A 23,686-nucleotide genomic window follows, 5' to 3' on the forward strand; every position below is an offset into this window, starting at 1 on the left:
GATACAGCCACCGCTCCAGGCCCTTCAGAGACTTCGCAAAGATTCACCCTGACGAGCCGAAGTCAGTAAGGCCGCGGTGCCCGACAGTGTGGCAGGGCGCCGGCCAACGGCGGACACCGATCCAGTACGGCTGGAGGTTGCGTGGCCGTCGACAAGCGACGGGTGCGTACCGCGGTGGTCGGCCACGCCGATCCCAAGCTCCCCGTGGCCCTTCCGATGAAAGCGATAGAGCTCGACGACTTCCGGGCGCACGCTGCCGGGAGTCGGCGGGGATGGTCGTTCTCGCCCAACCATGTCCGCACTGCCATCGACTTGTCCCAAACTATGTCTAGTGCAAGGCGGGACCCAGGGGAGGGAGACCGAGCGTGGCAAGAACGGCGCCTGCCGGACCGACGGAGGTCCTCAAGTACCTACACGAGTACCTCGATGAGCACTTTCGGACACTTCACACACATCGCCAGGCACTACAGCCAACAGCGCCCGTCTTCGCCCTGGAACACGAACTCAACCAGGATGACCTTGAGTTGCTTTCGAATGCGGTGTGCGGGGCTGTCGAAGAAGGATTCGACATTCGGCACCGTACCTGGTGGTTGCCGTTCGTAGTGCACGCTGCTGAGATCGGATATCTCTATACCGGAGACGAGTACTGGCCCCTGTTCTCCCAGAAGACACCGGGCTGGGAACATGGCCCGCAGTGGAAAATAGACAATAACCGTAAATACATTAAGCAGTGGTTTAAACGGTTTGCGGCCGAGTACGGCGGGATTGAACCAAAGGGGGCTTTTGCTAAGAACTTTAGCATCATCGCATGGCCAATCACACATGCCATCATGCCAGCTGACCTACAACGCCAGATGGCACAGCTTCTATACGAGGCGCGCGCAATACTTACACCGACCATGCTTAATGACCCACGCGTTCTGGGCGCCAGCCTGGCATCGCGCACGGGCGGGTACAGTGATCGCTTCCAAAAATTCTGCTCGAACCAGATCCTGCTCGGTCATATTTCCGCAGCTCTGCTATCAGGCGACGACGAGGAATCTCCGTACCTGGTGCAATCAGCGCTCATTCGTCTACTTGACGACCTAACGGAAGAGCATGATTCACGAAACTGGCTGCACCAGGCTAAGCGCTCGGCGCACACAGTCCGCTCTAGCGGATTTCTTCCGACGAGCACGAGCTCGGGGCCTGCGCAGCGAGGACAGCCTCTACCGACTGTCTCCAATCCGAAACTCCTCTTGCGCCAAGAAGCCAACGGATGGTGCCCCTATTTGGGCCTACCCGACCTCACCACTCTTCAAGCGGAAAATATTCAGGTGGGAGAGGAATTGCGGACACGGCGCCCAAAAATCGAAGGACGTCACCAACCACTTCCCCGCGGAAAACTGCTGTACCCAGGCAGAGTAGCGCTAACCGCGTGGCCTCGGCCGGGCGTGCCCATCATTCAATTGGAGCAGGGATCCACACAAGTCAATGAGCTGATCGCCGAGCGTTGCACCATCACCAGGGGCCCATGGTGGCTCTTCCGGAAGCAACCCGGAGGTCTAGCTATCGAGATCAAAGGCGGAGTTGTCCGGCCAGGTCATGAATATTGCCTGGTCGGCCGCGCTGGCCTTCCCCCCCTGGCACTACCTTGGATATCTGAGACATTTATTCTTGCTGATGGAGTGAATGCTTTCGATTTAAAGGTGCCCCACACCCTCAGCGAAGAAGAGGTCGCCCAGCTCGCGGCAGTGGGCCTGTCAGTGGTTTCGAACGTGTCCATCCACCCTGTGGGGCTTATTCCGGCTTCCTGGGACGGGGAAGGAGTTGCCGAGTGGATGGCCGGGGAACCAGCACTCCTCATGGTGAAGTCCACTCAAGCGACAGAGAAATGTTCAGTAAGAATAGACGGTGGACTGCCTTCACTGCTCGAATGGCCTGCAGGTAGTAAAGAACTAGTATTTGCTCTCGAGAACCTCCCTGTGGGCACGCACGAGGTACATGTCGCACTCCTAACCAGGAGTGCAGGCAGGCCCTTTGTGAGCGGTTCACTTATTGTCACTATTCGCGATCCTCACCCAAGCTTGGAGGAGAACACTGAGGGGGCAGGCATCCGACTGTTCGCCACCCCAGCTCGCCCGAAGCTAACCGAGATTTGGGACGGTCGGGCAAGTCTCTCGGTAGACGGCCCTGTGGGGACGAGGGCTGAGCTGATTATTGTGCTGCGCGACGAATCCGACAAGGAGCTGGTTCGCCAGCGTCACCCAATCTCGCTTCCCTTTGTCGACAACGCATGGACGAGGTTGGCAGCCCAAGAGTTCCGCAAGGGAAAGCTGCAGAGTGTTTACAATGTAGCCGAGTCATGCGAGATATCGGTTTCCCGCAGCGGAGTCGGCTTCGCGTCCCTCAGATGTGAACGTGGCTTTCATCCGCTCCGTTGGATTCTCACTAAGCAGCGCAACGGTGGGTACGCCGCACGCCTCATCGACCGTACAGACGGCGATTGCACCCAGGTGCTCCTCTTCTCTGTGGAGAATCCTCTGCTCGGTGAGCAGCAAGATGCCCGACGGCCGATTACCGTCCCAGCGAGTGGTGGCATGCTTCGAGCCACTTCCGGCCACGCGACTGCAGCCATCATCCTGCCTCCTAACCCAAATTGGCTGCGTCAGAGGCCGAACGACCAGCCAAACATCCGCTGCACAGGCACTCCCATGTCCGACGTGCTCGAACTAATCCGTGGGCACCACCGATGGCAGGATGCTGATCTGTCAGCTGATCCCTTCTCCTACCGCCAGCGGCAACTGGTGCTCGATGCGATTACAGCGGCCCTTGTGTCTCTCACGGCCGGGAACAGATGGTCTCATTTGGAGCGCAGACGTGGTCGTCTTAGTGCGCATAGGAGGCCAGACATGCTGGATGAAATGCAGAAGCTCGTAGGCGAGGCTCAGGCACAACGTGCTGTAGCCCGCTACATCGCTGACCATCTCTGGCAGTGGGCGGATTCGCTGCCTTCATTGCGGGAGGGCTTGAGCGAGGCGATCAGCCCCATCACGTCAGACACTGGTATCGGCGACCCGCGTGTCGCAGCGGAATTTCTACTGCTTCTTGCAAGCACACCGGGGTCTCTGGAGAGTTGGGACGAGATCGAGCGAGACAAAATGCTGAGGTGTGTGCTGATATCACCCGTCCTTATTCGTGCGGCTCGATTCGCGATAATGGGTACTGAGGATCTTCGAGAGGTATCAGAGCAGTCGATTGTCGGAGGCACCCGGTGAGAGTAACGGTGCTCAGTAAGCAAGAGGCAGCAGAGCGAACAGTCCGTGCACTCTGGCTGGATGAGACGACAACTGATGCGTTCTCTGCCGAGGCGCTCTCCGCTTTGCTCCGCCGTGCAGCCTCTTTCCTGTGCCCGTCGACTCCGCGCCGCCTTGTAGATGCAGTACTTGAGGCTCTCAGTCCACTGGACGACTCAAGCCTGTTCACGCGTCCCCAAGTGGCAGCACAGCTGGACCTTTTGGTATCGATTGGTGACCTGATCGAACTTCCTCACCGAGGTGATCATAAGGGTCGTCAGATTTACTTGGCTCCGCCTTCATTCGTGGAGAAGGCGCTCGGACGGTACCTCTTGCTCGGTGTGCGGCCCAACGGCGCACCGCTCGTAAACGAGTCGCTGGGCGCAGGAATCCAGCACGAGGGCCACACCAGGTCTCTCAAGCTCGACGCTCAGCTCGCCCCGGGGCGTTTGCGTGCCGCCGGCCTGCATGAGATACCTCTTGATCACTGGCTCAAGCGACCTAGGACGGACCAGCCAGCCGCAGTCGTAACTGTGATGCGTCAGCGCTTGGACGGTGCCGGTGAGTCTGGAGAGGTCGGCGGCCTCAAGATCATCGATACAGCGGCATCCGTCCTCTACTACCGAGGTCGCTGGCGACAACTCGCGAGCAGTGACTCAGGAGATTTCGTTGCCCGCCGATCTCAGGCCTACGGTGCTGACTTGTGGTGTTTTGTGCGCGTGGAGCATGGAGTCCCTCGCGCACTGGTGGATCTTCCAGTTGATGACCTCGCTGCGGCAGGCTGCGACGAGGCGTGGCGCACACAGGCAGCCATCGATGCATTGGCCGACACACCGCAAGTCATGTACATACGACCGGCTCCGGGGACGTCTGGCGACCGATGTCTGGACCTGTTCAGCCCCGTGCCCGGGTGGGCGCAGCGCTACCTCGAGCTTGTGGGTATCCCTGTCCCGCAGGCAAGAGGGGCACTCGTCTCATACCGCGTACCGATGTCGGCGATCGGCCAAGTGCGGGCGTTCTTCACTGACATGCTATGGATGCACGTCAGAGAAGAGGGAGGGGTGGCGTGACAGTGGAAGCGCCAACGATCGCGGAGACGATCAGCAAGATCCAGACAGCCCTTCGGGACTACATCGAGGCGACCTATCACATCGGGCATCCCACCGTGCTCGACCAGCGTCGTGAACTGCTCGAGCAGGAAGGCGTACTGTTCCAAGCCCCCTTCATCGAGAGCACCCCTCGCTACCAGACGGACCGCGGCTTCGGTGATCTGGACCTCGACGAAGCCGTGCGAGAGATGCTCAGCAGCCTGTCGGCACATGCGGCCGGCTCGAAGCGCCTGCTGTACGACCCGCCGTATACCCACCAGGCTGAGGCACTAGAGTCGACCGCTCGCGATGGCCTGAGCCTGGCCGTCACGACCGGTACAGGTTCGGGCAAGACTGAGTCGTTCCTCCTGCCGATGCTGGCCAAACTCGCGGCAGAGGCCGCACACAAACCTGAGTCCTTCAAGGTTCCGGCTGTGAGGTCACTAATCCTCTACCCGATGAACGCGCTAGTGAACGACCAGTTGGGCCGTCTTCGCCTCCTGCTAAGCGACCCACGCGTCACTACCAAGTTTAGCGAGTGGGCCGGCCGCCCGGCACGCTTCGCCCGCTACACCAGCCGGACGCTGTACCCAGGCGTGCGCAAGGCCAAGAAGGACCAGACGCGCCTTCGCTCCATCGAGGACTTCTACGTCAACCTGATCGACCTCGCGAACGACTCCTCATCGCCACAGCGTGAGGAGGCAGATGCTCTCATCAAGGAACTGGAGGCACGTGGCAAGTGGCCAGCTAAGCCGGATCTGAAGGCGTGGTACGGCAAGAGCGGTTCCCGGTGGAAGAACAAGGCTGGCGAGTTTATCCGTGCCGTCACCCGTCCCGAAGACCCCGAGCTTCTGACACGCCATGAGGTACTGGAAGAGCCTCCAGACGTCCTGATCACCAACTACTCGATGCTCGAGTACATGCTTATGCGTCCGCTTGAGCGGCCCGTATTCGATGCCACAAGGGACTGGTTGGCAAACAACCCCGACGAGAAGTTCCTTCTGATCATCGATGAAGCTCACATGTACCGGGGAGCCGCCGGTGCCGAGGTGGCACTCCTACTCCGTCGTCTACGCGCGAGGCTCGGTATCCCTGCAGAGCAGTTGCAGGTGATCTGCACAAGTGCCAGCTTCACGAGCTCCCGGTATGCGCGTCAGTTCGCCGCCCAGTTGAGCGGCAAGTCCGAGGCCGACTTCAAGAGCATCGAAGGCAAGCTTGCCCTTCGGGCAGGCGCCAGCACAGGAAGCCTGCCAGATGCACAGGTCCTAGCTGCCGTACCGATGCACGAATTCTATGAGGGTGAAGGGGACGAGGCCCGCATCGCTGCCGTACAAGGCCTGTTGGACTACCGTGCGGTGGACCTGAAGCCGGGTGCCACGGTCGGCGAGTTGCTACACGAGGCGCTCGACGCCTTCGGTCCGATGAACTTCCTCGTCAACGAGACAATGAAGCAGGCGCAGCCCGTCAGCGACCTGGGCACACTCATCTTCCCAGATGTGGACCAAGTTCTCGCTGACAGAGCCATTTCTGCTCTGGTTGCACTCGGTAGCGCGGCACGACGGTCGGTGGACGGTGCAGGGCTGCTGCCGTGCCGCGTGCATGCGTTTTTCCGCGGTCTCCCCGGGCTGTGGGCATGTCTCGACCCTGACTGCCCGGAGGTCGACCGAGAGGTGTACCCAGAGCCAGGTCCGGTGGGCCGACTCTATGCCCAGCCCAGAGCAACCTGTGACTGCGGAGCCAGGGTTTTTGAGCTGTACACGTGCCGGCATTGTGGCTCCTCGTACGCGCGGGCCTATACCGACGACCTCGTCAACCCCTCGCACCTGTGGAACGAGCCGGGAGGAGCCTTCCAGTCTGCGTCCGGCCTCATCCCGGAACTGCAGCCCCTTGACCTGCTACTCGAAGAGCCCTACGAGAAGAACGTCGAACTCGCCGACCTCGACCTGGTCACCGGCAGACTCAACCCAGAGAAGGTACTCGATCGTCGCGTCCGCAGCGTTTTCCTGCCCGGACTCCGGAGCGGGGAACCAATCGCCGGCGAAGACGACGGCGACGAGGCCGAGGCGGACGGACAGTTCAAGCCTTGCGGTGTCTGCGGTCGGCGCGCAGGCTACGGGCGCTCGTCAGTGCAAGATCATCAAACGAAGGGTGACCAACCGTTTCAGGCCTTGGTGACCCGGCAACTTGAAGTGCAACCACCAGGCGCGCAGCCGAACACCGAGTTCGCGCCATTGCGTGGGCGTAAGGTGCTCGCTTTTTCCGACTCCCGACAGGTCGCCGCCCGGCTCGCTCCCAACCTGCAGAGTTACTCGATGCGCGACGCCATGCGGCCCCTAATCCTGCGCGGGTGGCAGGAGCTGGAAAAGACGATGCTCGAGCCCATGCTGTCCTTGAACCATCTATATCTGGCAGTCATGGTTGGCGCCCGCCAATTGTCGGTTCGGCTTCGCCCCGAACTGCGCCCTTCTGAGTCACTTCACGTCCTGGACAGGGTCGAAGCATCCATCGAGAAGGGCGCACTCAAGGGCAACCCCGGCGAGCTCATGCAGTTGTTCAGCATCACCGATCCGCCACCGCATGCGCTGATGCGGACGATGTACGCGACGCTCACGGACAAATACCTCGGCCTCGCATCCCTCGGCCTCGCATCCCTACGGGAACCCCGAGCCAGGACTGCTGATTTGCTCGCAACGCTCCCCGGCATCGACAGCGTGGCGACCAACGAGGAATCCAAGCTGGCGCTGATGCGAATGTGGCTTATGCAATGGACGACTCCCGGCATCTGGTTCCCGTCGATGACCGATGGAGACTGGTGGAAGACGGAAGGCGGCGTCCATCCGCACACGGGTAAATTCCAATCGATTGACCAGTGGCTTCACTCCAAGGCAGCGAAGAAGCAGTTTAATGACACATGGCTGCCTACACTGCTTCAGGAGTTCTGCGAAGCGGTAGCTGGGAAATACCGGCTGTCAGCCTCGAAAGTCTACTTGGATCTCGGAACGATTTGGGGATATTGTGAACGCTGTCGTTTCACCCAGCGACCGTTCCCCGGTTCTTCCCGGTGCGTCAGCTGCCGAGACGACCAAGTCCGTACGCTAGATCCCGACACGGACCCGGTGTTCCAAGCCCGTAAGGGGTACTACCGCGCCAGCGCCACACGGGCTCTACAGGACAGCCCCGAGTCCCCGATGAGCATCATCGCCGCTGAGCATACGGCGCAGCTCAATGCCGCGGCACAGTCAGACGCTGTGTTCTCCAAAGCAGAAGAGCATGAGCTGCTGTTCCAAGACGTCGACCTCGGTCTGCCCGGATCCGGAGATCGGAAGAAACCCGCCGCCATCGACGTTCTGTCTTGCACGACCACCATGGAAGTGGGCATCGATATCGGAAATCTGTCCGGTGTCGCTCTGCGTAACATGCCACCTTCGCGCGCGAACTATCAGCAACGCGCAGGTCGGGCCGGTCGGCGGGGCAACGCAGTCGCCACTGTGCTGGCCTTTGGAAGCGCTGACACCCACGACGATCATTACTTCCGCCAGCCGGAACTGATGATCCGCGGTGCGGTCGACGACCCAGTACTGACGATGGACAACGAGGAGATCACACGTCGTCACGTTATTGCGTACCTGCTGCAGCGCTACCACCAGGACCGTCTTCCTGACATCGACCCCGACGAGCAGCCACAGCTTTTCGAGGTACTGGGACAAATCACGGACTTCACTGGGACAAATTCACCGCTGAACAGGGCCGACCTGGAAGAGTGGTTGAAGTCCCACGAAGACTCTCTTCGGCATGACATTGCAGCATGGCTCCCCGACGAGCTCGGCCAGAACGGCCACCACTCCGTCCTTGAAAACTTCGTCACGAGGACTCTCGATGAGATCGACGAGGCCCTTGACCTCGATGCCAGCGGGCACCCTGTGACGGCCTCCGGTAGTGACGCGTCATCGGAATCTAATGAGGACGATACGGACGACCCAGCCGAGGATCCGGAGGAGCCGAATGCCCGGAGGACCCAGAAGAACCTGCTCGATCGACTCCTATACAAAGGTGTGCTGCCGCGTTACGCGTTCCCGACGGACGTCGTATCGTTCTACGTATTTGACATCGATCGGTCGACGCGCTTCAAGCCTGAGTTCCACTATGCGCCCAGTCAGGGTCTTGCGGTAGCGCTCAGCCAGTACGCGCCCGGCAAGGTGGTGTGGATCGATAACAAAGAATGGACCTCCGAGGCCATCTACGCGCCAGTCCAAGAAACGCGTCACCAAGCTTGGCGGGACAAGCTGCTCTACTTCGAGTGCCAGGTGTGCCATTACGCCAACTACTATTCGTACGGCGAGGCCGCGCCTGGGGATGAGCGCAACTGTCCGGCCTGCCGTGCCGAAGGCAAGTTCGGCAAGGCTAAGAACTGGATGCGCCCGCCGGGGTTCGCGCACCCGGCCAGGAAAGACCCTGGCACCAGTGCCGACAAGGCGCCGGCTCGCAGTTACGCCACGCGAGCCAAGCTCATGGCATCCGGGCCGACCGAGGAGAGCGCCTGGCAGCGCGTCACGAACCGGCTTGAGCAGACGTATCGTCGCGAGACGCTGCTGGTGACGAACACCGGTCCCCGCAGCGAGGGGTACACCTACTGCACGCTCTGCGGGCTCATTGAGCCGACAGCTTCGGCCACGGGCGTGGTGAATGGGACACACAAGAAGCCCTACCCCGACGAAAAGGAACCGAACTGTCCCGGATCTCGCTCGACCCGTGGACTGGTGCTCGGTACTGACTTCATCTCCGACGTACTCCTAGTCCGTCTCAAGGTGGATTCGCCCATCACCCTCAAGCCGGACTACCTATCGACACACATCGCGCTGCGCACAGTTGCTGAGGCCCTGACCATTGCTGCGACACGGAAGCTAGGCATCGAGGCCACGGAGTTGCAAGCGGAATACCGTCCTGCGCTGACACCTCTCGGCGGCGAAGGCCGGGAAGCCGACATCTACATGTACGACACCCTCGCTGGAGGTGCCGGCTTCACCCGCCGGGTCAACGACCACGGCATGGAGATCTTTAGGCAAACGCTGAAGCTTCTCGAAGACTGCCCGGCGAACTGCGATGAGTCCTGCTACCGCTGTCTGCGCAGCTTCCGCAATCGGTTCGAACACAACCTCCTTGACCGCCATGTCGGGGCCAGTCTCCTGCGCTACCTGGTCGACGACACGCCACCGGCTCTTGACGAAGCACGACTCGCGCGGTCGACCGACAAGCTCTTCGAGGATCTTGATAGCCGGGAGCTCGGTATCACGTTCGAGCGAAGCGTCGAAACCGACGTCGCAGGTGTCGGGCCGGTCACTGCGCCCATCCTGGCTAGGGAAGGTGACCGTGAATGGATCATTGGTGTTCACAGCCCTCTGACTCCGGGCGTAGCACCGAACGACCGGTTGCAGCATGCCCAGGAAAGTTCCGAGAAGAGCAAAGTTTCGGTCCACTTGGTTGATGATTTGGTGGTTTCCCAGAACTTGCCATTCGCGACCCAAACCGTTCTGAAGGCTCTGACATGAGCTAGAACGGATACAAATGGCGACACTGAGGCCTGGGCTTGGCCGAATTAGCCTCCATTACGTCTCCTGCTCGCACGGCAAGGGGAGATAGCCCATTGGGCGGCGGCCTGCATATTGTTGTGCGGGCCGCCGCCTGTGCTGAATCATGAAGAAGCCTAGCGTCGCTCTACACAAAAATAGACGGAACCACCACAAGTAAGAACCTTCTATCCTGAACGTTACTTCCTCCTTCGTGACTCGCTAGGGCAATTGATGAAAGAAACCAAGAGGGGCAATATGGCCGAAGGCGGCACTGGTGAAGAGATGGGCGAACAAGACCTTGCGGAGGGTCAGATACCCATCACAGCACTACAGGAGCACTTCAGCGTATCGTTCACGCGGATGATTGCTTACGCGGCTGGATGCTCCATAAAGACTCACGAGACCGATTTTGAGGGCGTTGACATCACTATTGTTTCTTCGACAGAGTATCGCGGCTTCTACGGGCCACAGTTCGAGCTTCAATTGAAGTGCACCTACCAGGAGAGCTTACTTAAAGATGACAGCATGACGTGGAAAATGAAAGCGAAACCGTTTCGAAAACTAACTCGCACGAAGCGGTATATCCCCGCCTACCTTGGCGTCCTCCTTATTCCACGCGAGCCGGAACCCTGGCTCCACATAAATGAATATGGCTTGTATACGCGTAGCCGCATGTTTTGGGAGTCTGCGGATAACCTGAGATACGATGGCCCGATCAATGATTACCACACGGTACATCTACCACGCCGGAACCTCTTCACGGGTGAGCAGCTTCTGGGCATCATGAAGTCAATCGGCGATGCAGAGAGGAGCCTGAGGTGACCCGAGCCGCGTTTGACAGCTACCGTGAGATTGCATCCGCGCTGACTCCTCCCGCGGTCTCTCAGTTCCTGGCTTCTCACGACTGGGAGCTGGAACAAAAGCAGCCGCAGGTTCGCGAGGTCTGGCGCTACCGGTCAGCCTCATTGGCCACCGCGCCCCGTGTCATGGTCCCGCTAGCCACAGATTTCGCAGATTTCGCACCACGCTTCGCGGACACATTGGAGTCGCTCGGGCATATTCATAACTGGGATGCCGGGCAGCTACTGGAACACATCATCGCCACACGAGCGGACTTGTTCTTTGTGCGTCTCGATCAAGAAATGATCGATGGCACAATCCCTTTCCAGCAGGCCGAAAAGACACTACAAGCGATCCTCAAGTTGATGAAGTCAGCTGCAACTACAGCAATCGATCCCGATCATCCGAATAAGGGACGGAGGCCGGCGGCAGTCAACGAGTTCCTGGAAGAAGATGCAAGACTGGGGCACACGAAGCGTGGCAGTTTTGTCTTCACCGTAGTATCCCGCCTAGGCGAGGCTAATCCGCAACCAATCAATGGCCACGAGCAACCTGCTATGCCTTTTCCGCGACAAGTCATGGAAACATTGGCCAGAGGCCTTGAGACCACAAAACGTCTGACACAGTCTTGGGACGAAGAGGTTCTCTCATCTCCAAGCAGCCTAGGGCTTAGTGCGGGGCTAGTGGAGTCGCTCGAAGAGATGTCACACTCGCAGCACCTTCGCTCACTGGACTTTTCTTTCGAGTGGGCAGCGGCTGAGCGCAGGCCGGACGTGGGCCTAGCAACAATTACGCTGGACCGAGACGCGATTGTTGAGCTTCCGCGTGTACGAGAACAACTCGCGCAAAGGGAAGAGCCCGTACGGCGAGAAAGGCTAGTCGGTCTCGTTAAGTCGCTTATACGGGAACACTCGACGCCCAGTGGCGAAGAGGCAGGAACAGCTATCGTCGTGGCGGAGGTAAAACGAAAGACTTTGCGAGTGCATGTTCCACTGACGGGAGCAGACCACAGCTGGGCGATCATGGCTTATGAACGCCAACTTCCCTTTACTGTGACGGGCGACCTGTCTTACGAGCGCCGCACTTGGCGCCTAACTGGCCGTATCGAGGTCGATTCGAGCTTCCTGCGCCACCTTACAGGCTCAGAAGATTCCGACTCGGGCAGTTCCTAAGGAGACTCTTATCGGGTTGACAGTAGGCTAGTCCATGGGAGTCCCCGCCTGACCTGCTACGGCGAGATTCCGTCCGGGCGGAAGGTGACCTGCACGATCGTCCGGAAGCGCGCCAAGGAGGCGGGGATGAGATGCCCGCGCGTGCACTGGCTCAAAGACATCGACGAAGCATGGATACCGCCCAACGGGCTGGGGTGGCGCTGCTCGCGTAAGGTCACCAAGAGCACGGGCCGCGACAACCGTTAGCCTGCCATCCGCCGGACTGTGACGTTGTCCGCTCCGAGGAGCTGCACTTCGTCGGCGCCTACCGCGGGTGAAGGAGTGGGCGCCCATTCCCCTACCGGCGACCCGCCCGGTCGACATCGAGGCGAGCAGCGGCCGGGCTTTGGGTGCGATCGAACCGCCCTGGCCTGACATTTATGACGCCCGTGCCGCTCCGGCCATGCCCCGCACTCGGCGAGGGGACGCCTCCCGGCTATGTGAACATGGGCAGCATTCCCTGGTCGATCGGCGGCACCCCGTCTCCAGCAGGCAACGGTACCCGGGCGCCATGCCGGACTGGGCGGACCAGCCGATGGGAACGCATGGACTCAAGGACGTCTCGGCGTGCAGCCCTCTGCCGACACCAGCGTTCAAGCCACCAGTTGGCGACCCTGTCGTCTGCGTCAGGAAGATCGGGATTGAGTAGGTACTCCGGCTCCTCATCGATGCCGAGTGAGTAGTCCCGCAGATTTTTGACCAACGGAACGCCGTAGAGGATGCGCTCACGTCCGTGTCTGAGGAGTTCGTTGGCGGGCCACCCAAGTGCGGCGATCCCTAGCCTCACCTTCCGTAGACGAGGGCTGACTCCTTCACCGAACAGATTGTTGACTCGTACGAGCGATCCGCGCAGGGCCGAAAGCCGAACAAGGGCTTCGACGGTCTCACTGGAGAAGTGAGAGGTTCCAAAGGAGCGTGACCGCCCAAGTTCGTGGAATCCCATCCGGGCGCTGCTCTTTCCTCCCATCACTTCAGCCGGCCAGAACAACCGGTTGTACTGGCTTGAACCAGTTCCGTAGAGCGACGTGGTTCCGATGAAGGAAAGGCGAGGCTCCCGCAGAATTGGACGGCCAGCCATCGCAGAGGCGATCTCACTGGGGCGTGAATATTTTTCACGGTAGGCCGTCAGTACTTTCGGTGAGACGGCCAAGGCCCCTACAAGCTTACCCGCCACCAGCGCGTTATAAGGCGCCACGGCGCCACAGACGGTGAGGTCGGCGATGACGGTGCCGACCCGCTCTCCTCGTGCGCGTCGTACCACGCGACGCATCTGTGCCCGCGCCTTCGAATCCGAGAAAGCTTTGGCGAGTCCTTCGGCTGTGGGTGGAGAGAGATAGGCCCCAAGGAGGGTGGCGATCTCCAAGGTCTCGGCAAGCGCTGCTGAACGCTTACTGCGAAACAGATCTGTCGTGGCCCGATCCACCCACGCACCACGCTCTATGTTGCGGACCTCGCGGATTGTGCTGGCCTGGTGGTGTCGCTGACGGTGCCGTTCAGCGTCAGCCCGCAGTCGGCCGATCACTTCCAAGGTAGGCGCCGCCAAGTCGGTCGGTTGAAGGATCCCGTCGCGGAGGAGATCATCAACATAGATCTCTTCCTGCTGAACCGTGATCCGTCGGGCCAGCCAGCGGGCGATGTCAGCAGTGGGCTCAGTCCGCACCTGCTCAAGAAACTGATCAGTTTCCCAGCCCATCCAGCGGTCGCGCTCGGCGATTTGAACAACGGGGCTGGAGATCGCCGCCAGCCCAATGACGGTGTGGAATTCAGTGGCCGCGTCCCGGATCAAGATTGGCATAGAACGGCCGGGCACGGTTGCGTAGGCATTGGACCAAGTGTGCCGGAAGTATCGCCAGATGTCGTGAAGCTTGAAACCTGTCAGATCGCAGGTCGAGGAGTCGACGATCTGAACGTACGGTCTGATGACGTCTGTGGATGCGCCGGCACTCTGAAGTGCGTCCGCCAACTCCCGGCCGTCGCGCATCAGATTAAAGATCGAGACCAGCCGGCCGCCGTGCTGGTGCGTGCGCTCCATACTCTCGACGAAGCGCCGAACGCTGCTCTGCCCGAGTTGCTCGTCCCGACGCAGATGCTCCTGGCGTCGGATCCGGGCTTTCTCATTCTCTCGGTCACCACTCGCCAACGGGGGAGTGAAGACGTGCCCGGACTTATCGGTCTGGATCGTCCAGCCCTGATCTACCAGATCTATGGCGGTGTGAGCAGCTGCCGCGAGCAGCGGCTGCTCGTACAGGTTCTTGATCTTGGCCGCCTGAGTCCAGTGATCGTGACTGTTCACATCCATGGATCCGAGCGGAGCACTTGCCAGCAGGCCGCAGAGACGAGCGAACGCCTGCCTCTCCCGACGAGGCGCGTCGGCAGGGAGCCTGAGGGTAACGGGCTTGGCCTCTTCTTTCATGACTTCTGGAGCATCCGTCCGTAGGTTTTGCTCCATAGTCGCAGGAGGTCGTCACAGTTGTGACCGTCGCTGCCCAGGAGGGTCGTGGTACGGGCGAAGGATAGAAGGAACAGTTCGAGTGCAGTGCGTAGGTCTCTCCCCGCCTCGTCGCTCAGTGCCTGCAGGGGCCGGTACAACGCTGCGAAGGCTGGATGATCAACGTTCAGTGTGACATCGAGCGTGCGCCGCTTCAGGGCTGAGGTGAACATCGTCTCAATCGGCAGCTGTTCCGACCCGATTCGGTAACTCAGGGTGCCCGACCCCTTTCTGGTCGACCGGATAACGGGCAGGTCGGCGTCCGCGGCCTGCGCTATACGGCATGACGTCTCCGTTGCCGCTTGGAACTTGACCTCCTCAAAGGCTTGGCGTACGCGCAAGTTCAGCAGCCGAGCGATCGACTCCAGCTCCGGCCCAAGGGCCTCCTGAAGTTCCTGAGACGGCCGGATGCCCTGTTTGTTCACGGTGATCCCGAAGTGCTCATCAAGGATGGGATCGAAGTCGATCTCACATCGCCACCAGTCGTCGTAATTTTCCTTGCGCTTCGCTCCCATGAGATGCCAGCCACTCGCGATCTCACGGCCGGCACGCAGGATGGAGACGCCAGCTCCACCGACGATGCCCATGCGTCGTTTGGTCACATTGTCCAGGTGATGCCAGTGCTGAACCGGCAGCATCGCGAACCTGACCGTGACGAAGGCGGTCTTCCCCAATGAGGTGGCGAGTTCATAGCGGATCGGCTCGAAGGCCAGCCGTGCACTACGGCCCTCGATCCTGGTTGTAAGGAGCATGGGATCGACTGAGTCAACTTGCTTCCCGTTGATGGTCAAGACAAGTTCGCCGCTGCTTAGGAAGCGCCGGTACAGGCGTCCGAGATCACGACGCAGGGCCCGCTCGAGCCAGGCGAGGCGGCGATACTCGATGCGGTCGCAGTTTCGCCAGACCACCCGGCAACCCGAGCCTGCAGTGCTGCCAGGTTGGCGGCGCGCACGAAGGTCAACCGGAGCCCCGGCAGCGACAGCATCAACGTCCAAGGAGACCTGGTGCGCGCTCCGGCCGTTCTGCCAGGAGATCACCTCGATCCATCGAGCCTGGCTGAGCGATGCGGCAGGCAGTCCCATCCCGAAGCGACCGAACGATTGCCGCCCGTCGAAGCGTGACGAACCACCGAAGCGGAGACACGCCTCAATCTCGGAACGCGACATCCCGTGACCGTTGTCCTCGACAGAGATCTCCGGATCGTCGTCTGCCTTGGTCCGCACGACCGTGATCGCGACCTCGGTCGCTGCGGCCTGGAGGGAGTTGTCGATGAGTTCTGCGAGAGCGGTCGAGAGGCTGACGTAGCCCGACTCCCGGATCGCTCGAATGAAGTTGGAGGAGACCAGGAGGTCATCCTTCCGGTGCGTCTGCTGCCCCATCGCCACTCCCATGACTTGCCCATATCTCTGCGTCGAGAGTAGCTGCATCGAGGCGGCCCTGGGAAGTAGATCATTCGGTGCGGCTGGGGTCAGGCGGGCTTGGTCGTGATCGTCACCGTGATCCGCTTGGTCTTGGCCGGTTCGGTCAAGTCCAGGCCCGTCCCATCCACCATCAGAAGACGGACGGTAGGGCGATTAGCCCCGGCAACGAACCGATAGGGCTCCGCGGACTCAAGCAGGACCACCCGACCGGTGCGCTGCAGATCGAACGAGATGACATGGCTCGTCGTGTCGACGCGGAGGGTGCGATCGACGACATCCACCGCTGTCACCACCTCCCCCGCTAGCGCCTCTAGAGGTGGCGACAGCGTCTTCAGCGAGTTGATGCCCAGCACCTGGAGCGCGGCGATCTTCTGCCCCGTGAGGGGTTCCAGCAGAGGCCCGATCTCTGCTGCTGACTGGATGGTACCCATGCGAGCATCATGACTGATGGAAGAGCAAGGCAGGCACCGGGTCGACCGGCTGCTTCCTCCGTGAGTATGGTGCGGAACGTCATCTGTGAGAGAAATTCGCAGTTTCACGACGGTTCGCTGGCCTAACCGCTGAGCCGCGCGGTGCTCGACGCCGTCCGGCCGGTCCCGGGCCCTCGGGCCGGCGCCCGGGTGGAGTGAGTCGATCTCATGGCGACGGATCTGATCCGAGCCCTGGAGTCGCTCCCTGCGGAGGAGACGGAGGGAGCCGAGGACGGGAGCGCGGCGGGCGAACCGGCAACCTCCCAGAGGCGTTGGCCACGCTCCACCGCTTGCCCCGTCTCCGCCCGGCGAGCCACAGGCTCCACGACGGTATAGAAGCAGCCCGAGCGCGCCTCCGGCCGGAGGGACCGGACGAAGCAGATCCCCATGCGTGGCACACCGAAGCTCCCCTGTGACGCAGCCCCGGAGGCCATCATCAAAAGAGGAACCGCTGAGCCGCTTCCTCCTACAGTTCCTCCTCTGTGACAGCGGCGGCCCACGGCAACTTGCAGAAGTCACTGATCATTCGGCCGGAGCAGGGTGGCGTGGCAGCAGCCCAGCCCGGCGTGCAAGGGGCTTCTACGAAGCCTGGTCTACGTCCCGGGTGAGATGACCAGTGCTTGTAGGCATCGGCAACTTTAGCCATCGCGCTCCGTCGCGGGTTGCGCTGAACTCCGGTGAAAGCGGACCCAGTGCAACCCGCTGGAGCATGGAGATGCCGGCGGCAATGAGCTCACTCAGCAGAGCGCATGGTCGATGGGAAGCCCGCTTGGGCCGTTGAGCGCTGCGCTCCCCGATCCACGGCAGACGCTCCTCTGGGCGGGCCGCCTTCCCCATTCCCCCAGGTGAGTCGCTACCTACGGGCACCACAGCGGGTAACTGCGCACCTCATGACCTCAGGCGCTTCAACCATGTTGGAGACTGCTGGTCGCCTCCGTCCCCGCGGAGACCTCGCTCAGCACCGAGGATGTCGCCAAGGCGATGCGGCCCTACCCCACGTCCAGACTGACCCCATGGGTCCACTTGGTGGACTGGCTGGAACTCGCCCGCTACATGGAGCGGGCCGACGACGGAACTCTGCGCCTGTCCAGCACGGTGGAAAAGGACACCCGCCACTCACGTCTGATCGACCCTGCACCGCCAGGTCCCAGCGCCGCCACCGAACCCGGCCCGCAGCTCGGCCTGGTGCTGCCGTTGAGCATGAACCAGTTGGAGCAACTGAACGCGGAGGACTACGGCGCGGTCATGCGATCGCTCGCCACGATCTACGACGTTCTGTCCCGCCAGCGGGCCTGACCACGGAGTTTCCGCGCCGGCGGCTGCCCGCCGGCGTCACCTCTTTGCGCGCCAGCGCTTGCACAGGCCTCTTCACCTCCCCACAGTGGTGTGAACTTGCACCACTTGGGAGAGTTCGCCATGCCCGTGCCGCGCGCGCCACTACCTGACCGAGCCCTGCCCGACGGTACCCGCACGCCCGCATGCCCCGCTGCGGACGCGACGCTGGAGCATGCCGTCGCGCAGGCCGTCACCCATTGGAACGAGATGACTTTCCAGGGACAGATGTCCCCCCAGACCCATCGCGCCTTCCGGCAACTGCTGGAGCGATACGCGCGCTACAGCCAAAACCGCGGTGTCACCCTCCTCGCCGAGGTAACAGCCGACATCGCGGAGGACTTCGTCTACGCCCAGGGTCGCACCCGCCACGGCCGGATCGGCGATTCCGCCAACGCCACCCTCCACCAACGCCGCGCCGTCCTGCGCTCCTTCTACCGCACCCTGTACGACCTCGGCCTCAGCAATGCCGACCCCACCCGTGGCATCCGCCTCCCCGAACGCACCCGCACCCGCGTCCGCCCTCTGGACGAGGACGAGGCCATCGCCCTGCGCCAGGCCGCGGAATATGTCACCAGGCCCAGCCGGCACGCAGCAGCCGCCGCCTTGGCGCTGTCCGGCGGACACACAGGGGAGATCGGCCACATCCGCGTCCGCGACCTCGACGAACAGGCTGCCGCCGTCTGGATGCACGGCTCCACACGAACCGCCCCCCGCTGGTGCCCTCTCGATCCCTGGGCCCTGCGCGTCCTGAAGGCCAGATCCGCCTTCGTCACCCGGCAGCAGTTGCGCACCGAAGAAGCACCGGACGCCCGGCTCGCCGTCTCCTCGGCTCCGGCACCGGACGAACAGTTGCAAGCAAGGGCCTGCGTCGCCCTGGCCGACCTCATCCGCCGAATCGGCCTGAATGCCGATCCGCACGTCAAGCCGGCCTCCCTGACCGCGTACGCGGCGGTGCGCCTCTACGACGAGACCCGGAACATCGAGGACGTTGCCCGCCGGCTCGGGCTCCGCACCCTCGACCGCGCCGCCGATCTGATCGGCCTCGACTGGACGACCCCTGCGCCGGAAGCGGGAGCCGAGCATGCCTGACGACATCTTCCAGGACGCCCTCCCGCCGGCCCAGCGCACACCGCGCAAGCGCACTTTCACCGAACGGGACCGCCGCACCCTCCACGAGCGCCTCGCCGACTGCGCTCACAACCCCGACCTCTATGACCTTGCCGAAGTCCTCCCGCCGCCCGGCAGGGTCGGCCAGCGCCGCGGCTACCCCGATGTTGCATTCCTCTTCTTCCTCGCCGCCCGCAGCGTCCTCGCCTCCGCGCGCCGCACCGCCGCACACCTCGAAGACCCCGAGATATGGAAGATCTTCCGATCAGGAGTACGCAGCGAACTCGGCCCCGACGCCGCCCTGCTCCTCCCGGAGACCGGACCAACCCGCTCCCAGTGGCTCCACGCCCAGCGCCGCCTGCGGGACCACGCGGACGACCTGTGGGACCTGTACCGCATGCTCGCACTGGACCAGGCACTCGAGCAGGGAATCTTCCCAGGAGACGAAACCCGCTCTTGGAGCAACCCAGGGCGCCACCAGCTCATAGCCGCCGACGGAACGGTCCTCAAATCCCCGACCCTCGCCCGGGCCCACCGCAGCATCGACATGAAAACCGGAGAAATCCGCTACCACCGCATCGACCCCGCATCCGCCCCACAGCGAGAGGGAGGTGGAAACGAAGCATACGGCCCCAAATACGTCTTCTTCTCCGCACGGAAAGACGAAAACTATCTCTCCCGGGTCTTCCTTGACTCCCGCTACGTGCCCCATCAGCACCCGGGTGGGGAAGCCGCCATCGCCGTCGACGGCGTCCTCGACATTATGGACAGGGCCCCCGGATGCATGGGCGTCCTCTACGACGGCGCCTTCCGCGGCACCCACCGAGACGCCATCGCCCGGCGCGGCGGCCTCGTAATCAATAAACAGCACAAAGGAAACGAACCGCAATTCTACGAGACGCTCCGGCCAGGACGCTGCATCCATGAATTGTGGGCCGCTAACGGACGCATCGCGGAAAAGCTCCCCTTCGCCGACGGTACGACGGAACTGGTCCCGGTGCCGATCAGAAGACTGGAAAGACGAGGCACCCGCACCTACCGCTGGTACCACGTCCTGGAAATTCCCTGCCGCCACGGGGCCCATATCCACCGCGTCGCCGTCGCCACCACTAGCCGTGCCAGTGAACGCCCGGCCGGCGAAAGCGACGAGGAACGCGGATTCCACCGCGCCGAGCACCTCCAGCAGATCCCCGACTACACCCGCACCCACCAGCTCGTCTACCCTTACCGCAGCGACGCCGAGTCGGGCCACTCCCAGCTCGACGCCTCACTGTGGAACGGGCGCCTGATCTCCTACGGTGTCGAGGCCCAGAAGCTCCTCACCCTCGGTTTCGTCCTCGCCCAGAACTCAACGAGCCGGGCCCTCCACGAAGAGGGGTCACCCTTGCTGAGCCCCACCGCCTGAGCACCCCACCGCCGACCCACCAACACCAGCGCCCGCCCGGGCTCCGATCCGGTACCCTGTGGATCGAGCGCCTCGGCGGGCGCTGCGGCATGCCAACAGGCCCAGCCTGTCCACGCCACAGCGGTCGCCTCCAGGACGCTCAGGGCTTGACAGACAGACCTGGCCACGGACACTTCGCCGAGTTCCGTGCAAGGTTTCGATCAAGCCCCGCCTTCGTAGCTCAGGGGATAGAGCACCGCTCTCCTAAAGCGGGTGTCGCAGGTTCGAATCCTGCCGGGGGCACAACGCATTACCTCGCAGGCTTGGGGCCTCTCCCCCAGTGAGGCACTCTGGTCGGCCTCGGGCTCCCTCGTCCGGGGCCGTTTGCGTGAGCGGAGGCCCTCTGCAATCCCGGCGATCGCCAGATCCGCTTCGGGCAGCAGGCTCCTGTACGTTTCGGCCATCCTTGGGTGGTCAAGGTGGCGGCTTGACGAGTGTGATCGTCGTCCTACCAATCGCCCGGCTCACGCTGACGGGCGTTCGCCGTGGTGGACGACCGTGATCAGGTGATCGAGGCCAGGGGTCTCGAGTTCGTCGACCACGGCGACGGCCAGGTCCTCGGCGCTGATCCAGGATTGGCCGTCGGCGCCGATGAGCAGAGTGTCGGTGCCGCGCCGATAGCGGCCGGTTCGTACACCGGGTTCGAGCAGGGCCGGTGGACTCAGGTAGACGCAGTCGGCATCGGCATGGGACTGGCAGGCTCGCAGCTGAGCGACTCCGGCGGCGGCGACGGCCTTGATTTCGGCAGGCACGTACGCCGGGTTGTCCGCGACCAGCAGATTGCGATCGTCGGGGCTGCGCAATGCGCCGGCGCCTCCGACGACGAGGACGCGGATCCCGAGTTGTGCGGCGAAGTCCAACACCGTACGGGTAGTGCCGACCAGGAACTCCTCGTCGACCGGCGTGGTCCGCACGGTCAGTACGACGGCGTCCGCGGCGCCGTGGGAGTCGGAGACTGCGAGCGCTTCGCGTAGGGCGTGTGAGTTGTTCGCGTCGACCGCGACCGGCGTCACGTTCGACTTCGCCGGATTCTCGACCGCGGGTTTCCGGGACAGGGCGATCACCTGATGTCCGCGTGCACCGGCTTCGTTGATCACCCGGCTGCCGACCATCCCGGTGGCGCCCAGTACGGCGATCGTCATGCCTTGGTTCATTGCTGTCTTCATCGGATCTGTCCCTCTCGTATGTGTTCGTTGCGCAATCCGGTCTTCGTGGCTCGGGCTTCTCTCCGCCTGCCGCGCGCCATGCGACCCGACAGGTTCGGTGAATTGAGCTGCGCCGCGAGCAATGCGGTCAGGGCGAGGACGAAGCCGAAGGTCTGCAACGGGCTCAATGACTCGCCCAGCGCGACACCGATCACGGCTGCAACCAGCGGGGACAGCAGCACCAGCGGTGCGGAGGCGCCGACCGGCAGCTTCCCGATACCGCGGAACCACAGCGTGGACGCGATCAGTCCACCCACGCTGCCGAGCCACAGGTATCCGCCAGCGGCTCCGGCATCGATGCGCGGCGGCGCCCCCTCGATCGCGAAGGTGAGAGGAAGCAGCAGCAGGCCGCCCGCCGTCAGTTGCCAGCCGGTCAGGGTCAGCGGACCGACCCCTGCGGGGAGGCCCCAACGCTTGGTGAGGACGATCCCGGCAGCCATGGTGGCGGTACCACCGAGGCCGGCGAGGACACCGACGGCGTCCAGCCGGGCCTGCGGCCCCAGCACGACGAGTCCCACGCCGACCACGCCGAACACACCCCAGGCCAGTCGCCAGGCCGTCGGCCGGACGTGGAGCAGCTCGACGGCCAACCCGGCGACCATCAGCGGCTGGGTGGCACTGAGGGTGGCGGCGACACCGCCGGGAAGTCGTTCGGCCGAGACGAACAGGAGAGGGTACAAGACGCCGATGTTAAGCGCGCCGAGGACGGCGGCCTTCCACCACCAGTCCCCGCGCGGGAGCACTCGGGTGATCGCCAGCGCGAGCAGCCCGCCGGGCAGGGCCCGGAGCATCCCGGCGAAGAGCGGATGCCCGGGCGGGAGCAGCTGGGTGGTGACGACGTAGGTGGTGCCCCAGGACGCGGGGGCGAGCGCTGTGAGCGCCGTGAGTGCGACGGTGGCCGACTGCTGCGCGTACGAGATCCGCGGTGGGCCAGGCAGCCGCTCGGTCGAAGTATGCGGAGTATGCATGTGATGAAGTCTCAGAACCCACCCCGCCATGAGTCCAACACATGCTTGCCATCGCAGCCATGAACCCGAACGATGGCTGCGTGGATCTCCAGCAGATGCGCTACGTCGTCGCTGTCGCCGAAACCCGCAACTTCACCCGCGCCGCGGAGCGCTGCTTCGTCGTGCAGTCGTCACTGAGCCACCGGATCGCCAGCCTGGAACGGGAGCTCGGGGTCAAGCTGTTCGCCCGGTCCAGCCGACGTGTCGAACTGACGCCTGCGGGAACGGCGTTCGTTGCCGGCGCGCGCGAGTGCCTGGCCGCCGCCGACCGCGCGGCTGCCGACGCCGCCGCCGCGACCGGCGTGGTACGCGGCCGACTCGCCGTCGGCGTGATCGTGACGACGGCTGCCGTCGACGTACCCGAGTTGCTGCAGCGGTACCGCGCGCAGCATCCGGACGTCCGCGTCGCCCTCCGGTCCGGACGCAGCGATGAACTGGCGGCGGCGGTCCGAAAGGGCGAGCTTGACATCGCCTTCCTCGGAGTGCCGGAGAACGAACCGCCTTTCGGTGTGGAGGCCGTCGTCCTCGATCACGACGAGCATGTGCTGGTGGTGCCGGCCGGGCATCGTCTGGCGGACGTTTCCCAGGTCACGCTCGGGGAGATCGTCGAAGAGACGTTCGTGGACTTCGTGAGCGGGACGCCCGCCCGGGCCCAGTCCGATCAGGCCTTCGCCGCGGCGGGCCTGGTGCGCGACGTCGCGTACGAAGCCGGCGTCGTGGAGCTCATCACCCGGCTGATCGCGCGCGGGCTCGGCATCGCGCTGCTGCCGTCGGCGTTCATCCGACCTCGGGCTGCTGAAGACCCCGAACTGGCGCTGATCCCGGTGGTCGACGGACCGCATCGGACCGAGTACCTGGTGTGGAGCCGCTTCAACCCCAGCCCGGCCACCCGAGCGATGCTCAACGTCCTCGAAGTGGGAGCGCCGTCGGCTTTGTCCTGACCTGCAGGGGCTTCATCGAGTTGGGCTCCACTGCTCATGCCTGTCGTACAGAGCGAGCCGATTGCCGAAGGCCGGGCAGCCCTCGCCAGAACGGATTCAGCACACATGAAGCCGGGAAACCCCGCGAACACACGGCGGCCCTGGCCCGGAACCCAGGCCGGGGAACTCGTCGCCCGGTGCTGGGCGGCCCCGCGCGACCGGGAAGGCGGCGAAGCCCGCCCCGTCCCTCTTCCGTCTGTACGCCGAGATCGCCCAAGGGGCGGCAGACCGGGCCGCGGGCTGACGGC

13 protein-coding genes and 1 tRNA gene are annotated in these 23,686 nt (G+C 63.0%); 9 read left to right on the forward strand and 5 right to left on the reverse strand.

Going from position 1 to position 23,686, the window contains the following annotated elements; all coding sequences use genetic code 11:
* The first annotated feature begins 365 nt into the window (after positions 1-365).
* The 4 genes from ACIBVL_RS22830 (at position 366) to ACIBVL_RS22845 (ending at position 11,942) form a co-directional block, all read left to right on the forward strand.
* Positions 366-3,257 carry a hypothetical protein gene (locus ACIBVL_RS22830; RefSeq protein ID WP_399099101.1) on the forward strand — a complete coding sequence of 964 codons (2,892 nt, stop codon included), beginning with the start codon at positions 366-368 and terminating at the stop codon, positions 3,255-3,257.
* A gap of 1,084 nt (positions 3,258-4,341) precedes the next feature.
* Positions 4,342-9,909 carry a DEAD/DEAH box helicase gene (locus ACIBVL_RS22835; protein ID WP_399099102.1) on the forward strand — a complete coding sequence of 1,856 codons (5,568 nt, stop codon included), beginning with the start codon at positions 4,342-4,344 and terminating at the stop codon, positions 9,907-9,909.
* Between the two features lie 252 nt (positions 9,910-10,161).
* Positions 10,162-10,752 (forward strand): DUF4365 domain-containing protein, encoded by a 591-nt coding sequence (locus ACIBVL_RS22840; RefSeq protein ID WP_399099103.1) that lies wholly within the window; start codon positions 10,162-10,164, stop codon positions 10,750-10,752.
* Positions 10,749-11,942, forward strand: coding sequence for a hypothetical protein (locus ACIBVL_RS22845; RefSeq protein ID WP_399099104.1), 1,194 nt, complete (start codon positions 10,749-10,751; stop codon positions 11,940-11,942). Before ACIBVL_RS22840 ends, ACIBVL_RS22845 begins: the two co-directional genes overlap by 4 nt.
* 475 nt (positions 11,943-12,417) lie before the next feature.
* Here ACIBVL_RS22845 and ACIBVL_RS22850 read toward each other — a convergent pair whose 3' ends face one another.
* From ACIBVL_RS22850 to ACIBVL_RS22860, 3 genes are all read right to left on the reverse strand, one after another.
* Positions 12,418-14,280, reverse strand: coding sequence for a Druantia anti-phage system protein DruA (locus ACIBVL_RS22850; RefSeq protein ID WP_399099105.1), 1,863 nt, complete (start codon positions 14,278-14,280; stop codon positions 12,418-12,420).
* A gap of 110 nt (positions 14,281-14,390) precedes the next feature.
* Positions 14,391-15,848, reverse strand: coding sequence for an ATP-binding protein (locus tag ACIBVL_RS22855; protein ID WP_399099106.1), 1,458 nt, complete (start codon positions 15,846-15,848; stop codon positions 14,391-14,393).
* Between the two features lie 89 nt (positions 15,849-15,937).
* Positions 15,938-16,321: a hypothetical protein gene (locus tag ACIBVL_RS22860; protein ID WP_399099107.1), complete on the reverse strand. Its 384-nt coding sequence runs from the start codon at positions 16,319-16,321 to the stop codon at positions 15,938-15,940.
* A gap of 1,020 nt (positions 16,322-17,341) precedes the next feature.
* Here ACIBVL_RS22860 and ACIBVL_RS22865 point away from each other — a divergent pair.
* From ACIBVL_RS22865 to ACIBVL_RS22880, 4 genes are all read left to right on the forward strand, one after another.
* Positions 17,342-17,656 carry a hypothetical protein gene (locus ACIBVL_RS22865; RefSeq protein ID WP_399099108.1) on the forward strand — a complete coding sequence of 105 codons (315 nt, stop codon included), beginning with the start codon at positions 17,342-17,344 and terminating at the stop codon, positions 17,654-17,656.
* Between the two features lie 246 nt (positions 17,657-17,902).
* On the forward strand, positions 17,903-18,784 hold the full coding sequence (locus tag ACIBVL_RS22870) for a tyrosine-type recombinase/integrase (protein WP_399099109.1): 882 nt from the start codon (positions 17,903-17,905) through the stop codon (positions 18,782-18,784).
* Positions 18,777-20,207 carry a hypothetical protein gene (locus tag ACIBVL_RS22875; protein WP_399099110.1) on the forward strand — a complete coding sequence of 477 codons (1,431 nt, stop codon included), beginning with the start codon at positions 18,777-18,779 and terminating at the stop codon, positions 20,205-20,207. The genes ACIBVL_RS22870 and ACIBVL_RS22875 overlap by 8 nt, the downstream gene beginning before the upstream one ends.
* Positions 20,208-20,416: 209 nt before the next feature.
* Positions 20,417-20,489: transfer RNA gene (locus tag ACIBVL_RS22880), tRNA-Arg, on the forward strand.
* Between the two features lie 221 nt (positions 20,490-20,710).
* On the opposite strand, the gene ACIBVL_RS22885 is transcribed toward ACIBVL_RS22880, so the two are convergent.
* The gene (locus tag ACIBVL_RS22885) at positions 20,711-21,388 is read right to left on the reverse strand and encodes an NAD(P)-dependent oxidoreductase (RefSeq protein ID WP_399099111.1); all 678 of its coding nucleotides are present in this window, start codon (positions 21,386-21,388) and stop codon (positions 20,711-20,713) included.
* A 20-nt stretch (positions 21,389-21,408) separates the two neighbouring features.
* Positions 21,409-22,419 carry an EamA family transporter gene (locus ACIBVL_RS22890; RefSeq protein WP_399099112.1) on the reverse strand — a complete coding sequence of 337 codons (1,011 nt, stop codon included), beginning with the start codon at positions 22,417-22,419 and terminating at the stop codon, positions 21,409-21,411.
* A 41-nt stretch (positions 22,420-22,460) separates the two neighbouring features.
* Between ACIBVL_RS22890 and ACIBVL_RS22895 the strand changes: the two genes are divergently transcribed.
* Positions 22,461-23,399 carry a LysR family transcriptional regulator gene (locus ACIBVL_RS22895; protein ID WP_399099113.1) on the forward strand — a complete coding sequence of 313 codons (939 nt, stop codon included), beginning with the start codon at positions 22,461-22,463 and terminating at the stop codon, positions 23,397-23,399.
* The last annotated feature ends 287 nt before the right edge of the window (positions 23,400-23,686 follow it).

The sequence above is a fragment of the Streptomyces sp. NPDC049687 genome (genome assembly GCF_044465285.1).
Classification (GTDB): Bacteria; Actinomycetota; Actinomycetes; order Streptomycetales; family Streptomycetaceae; genus Streptomyces.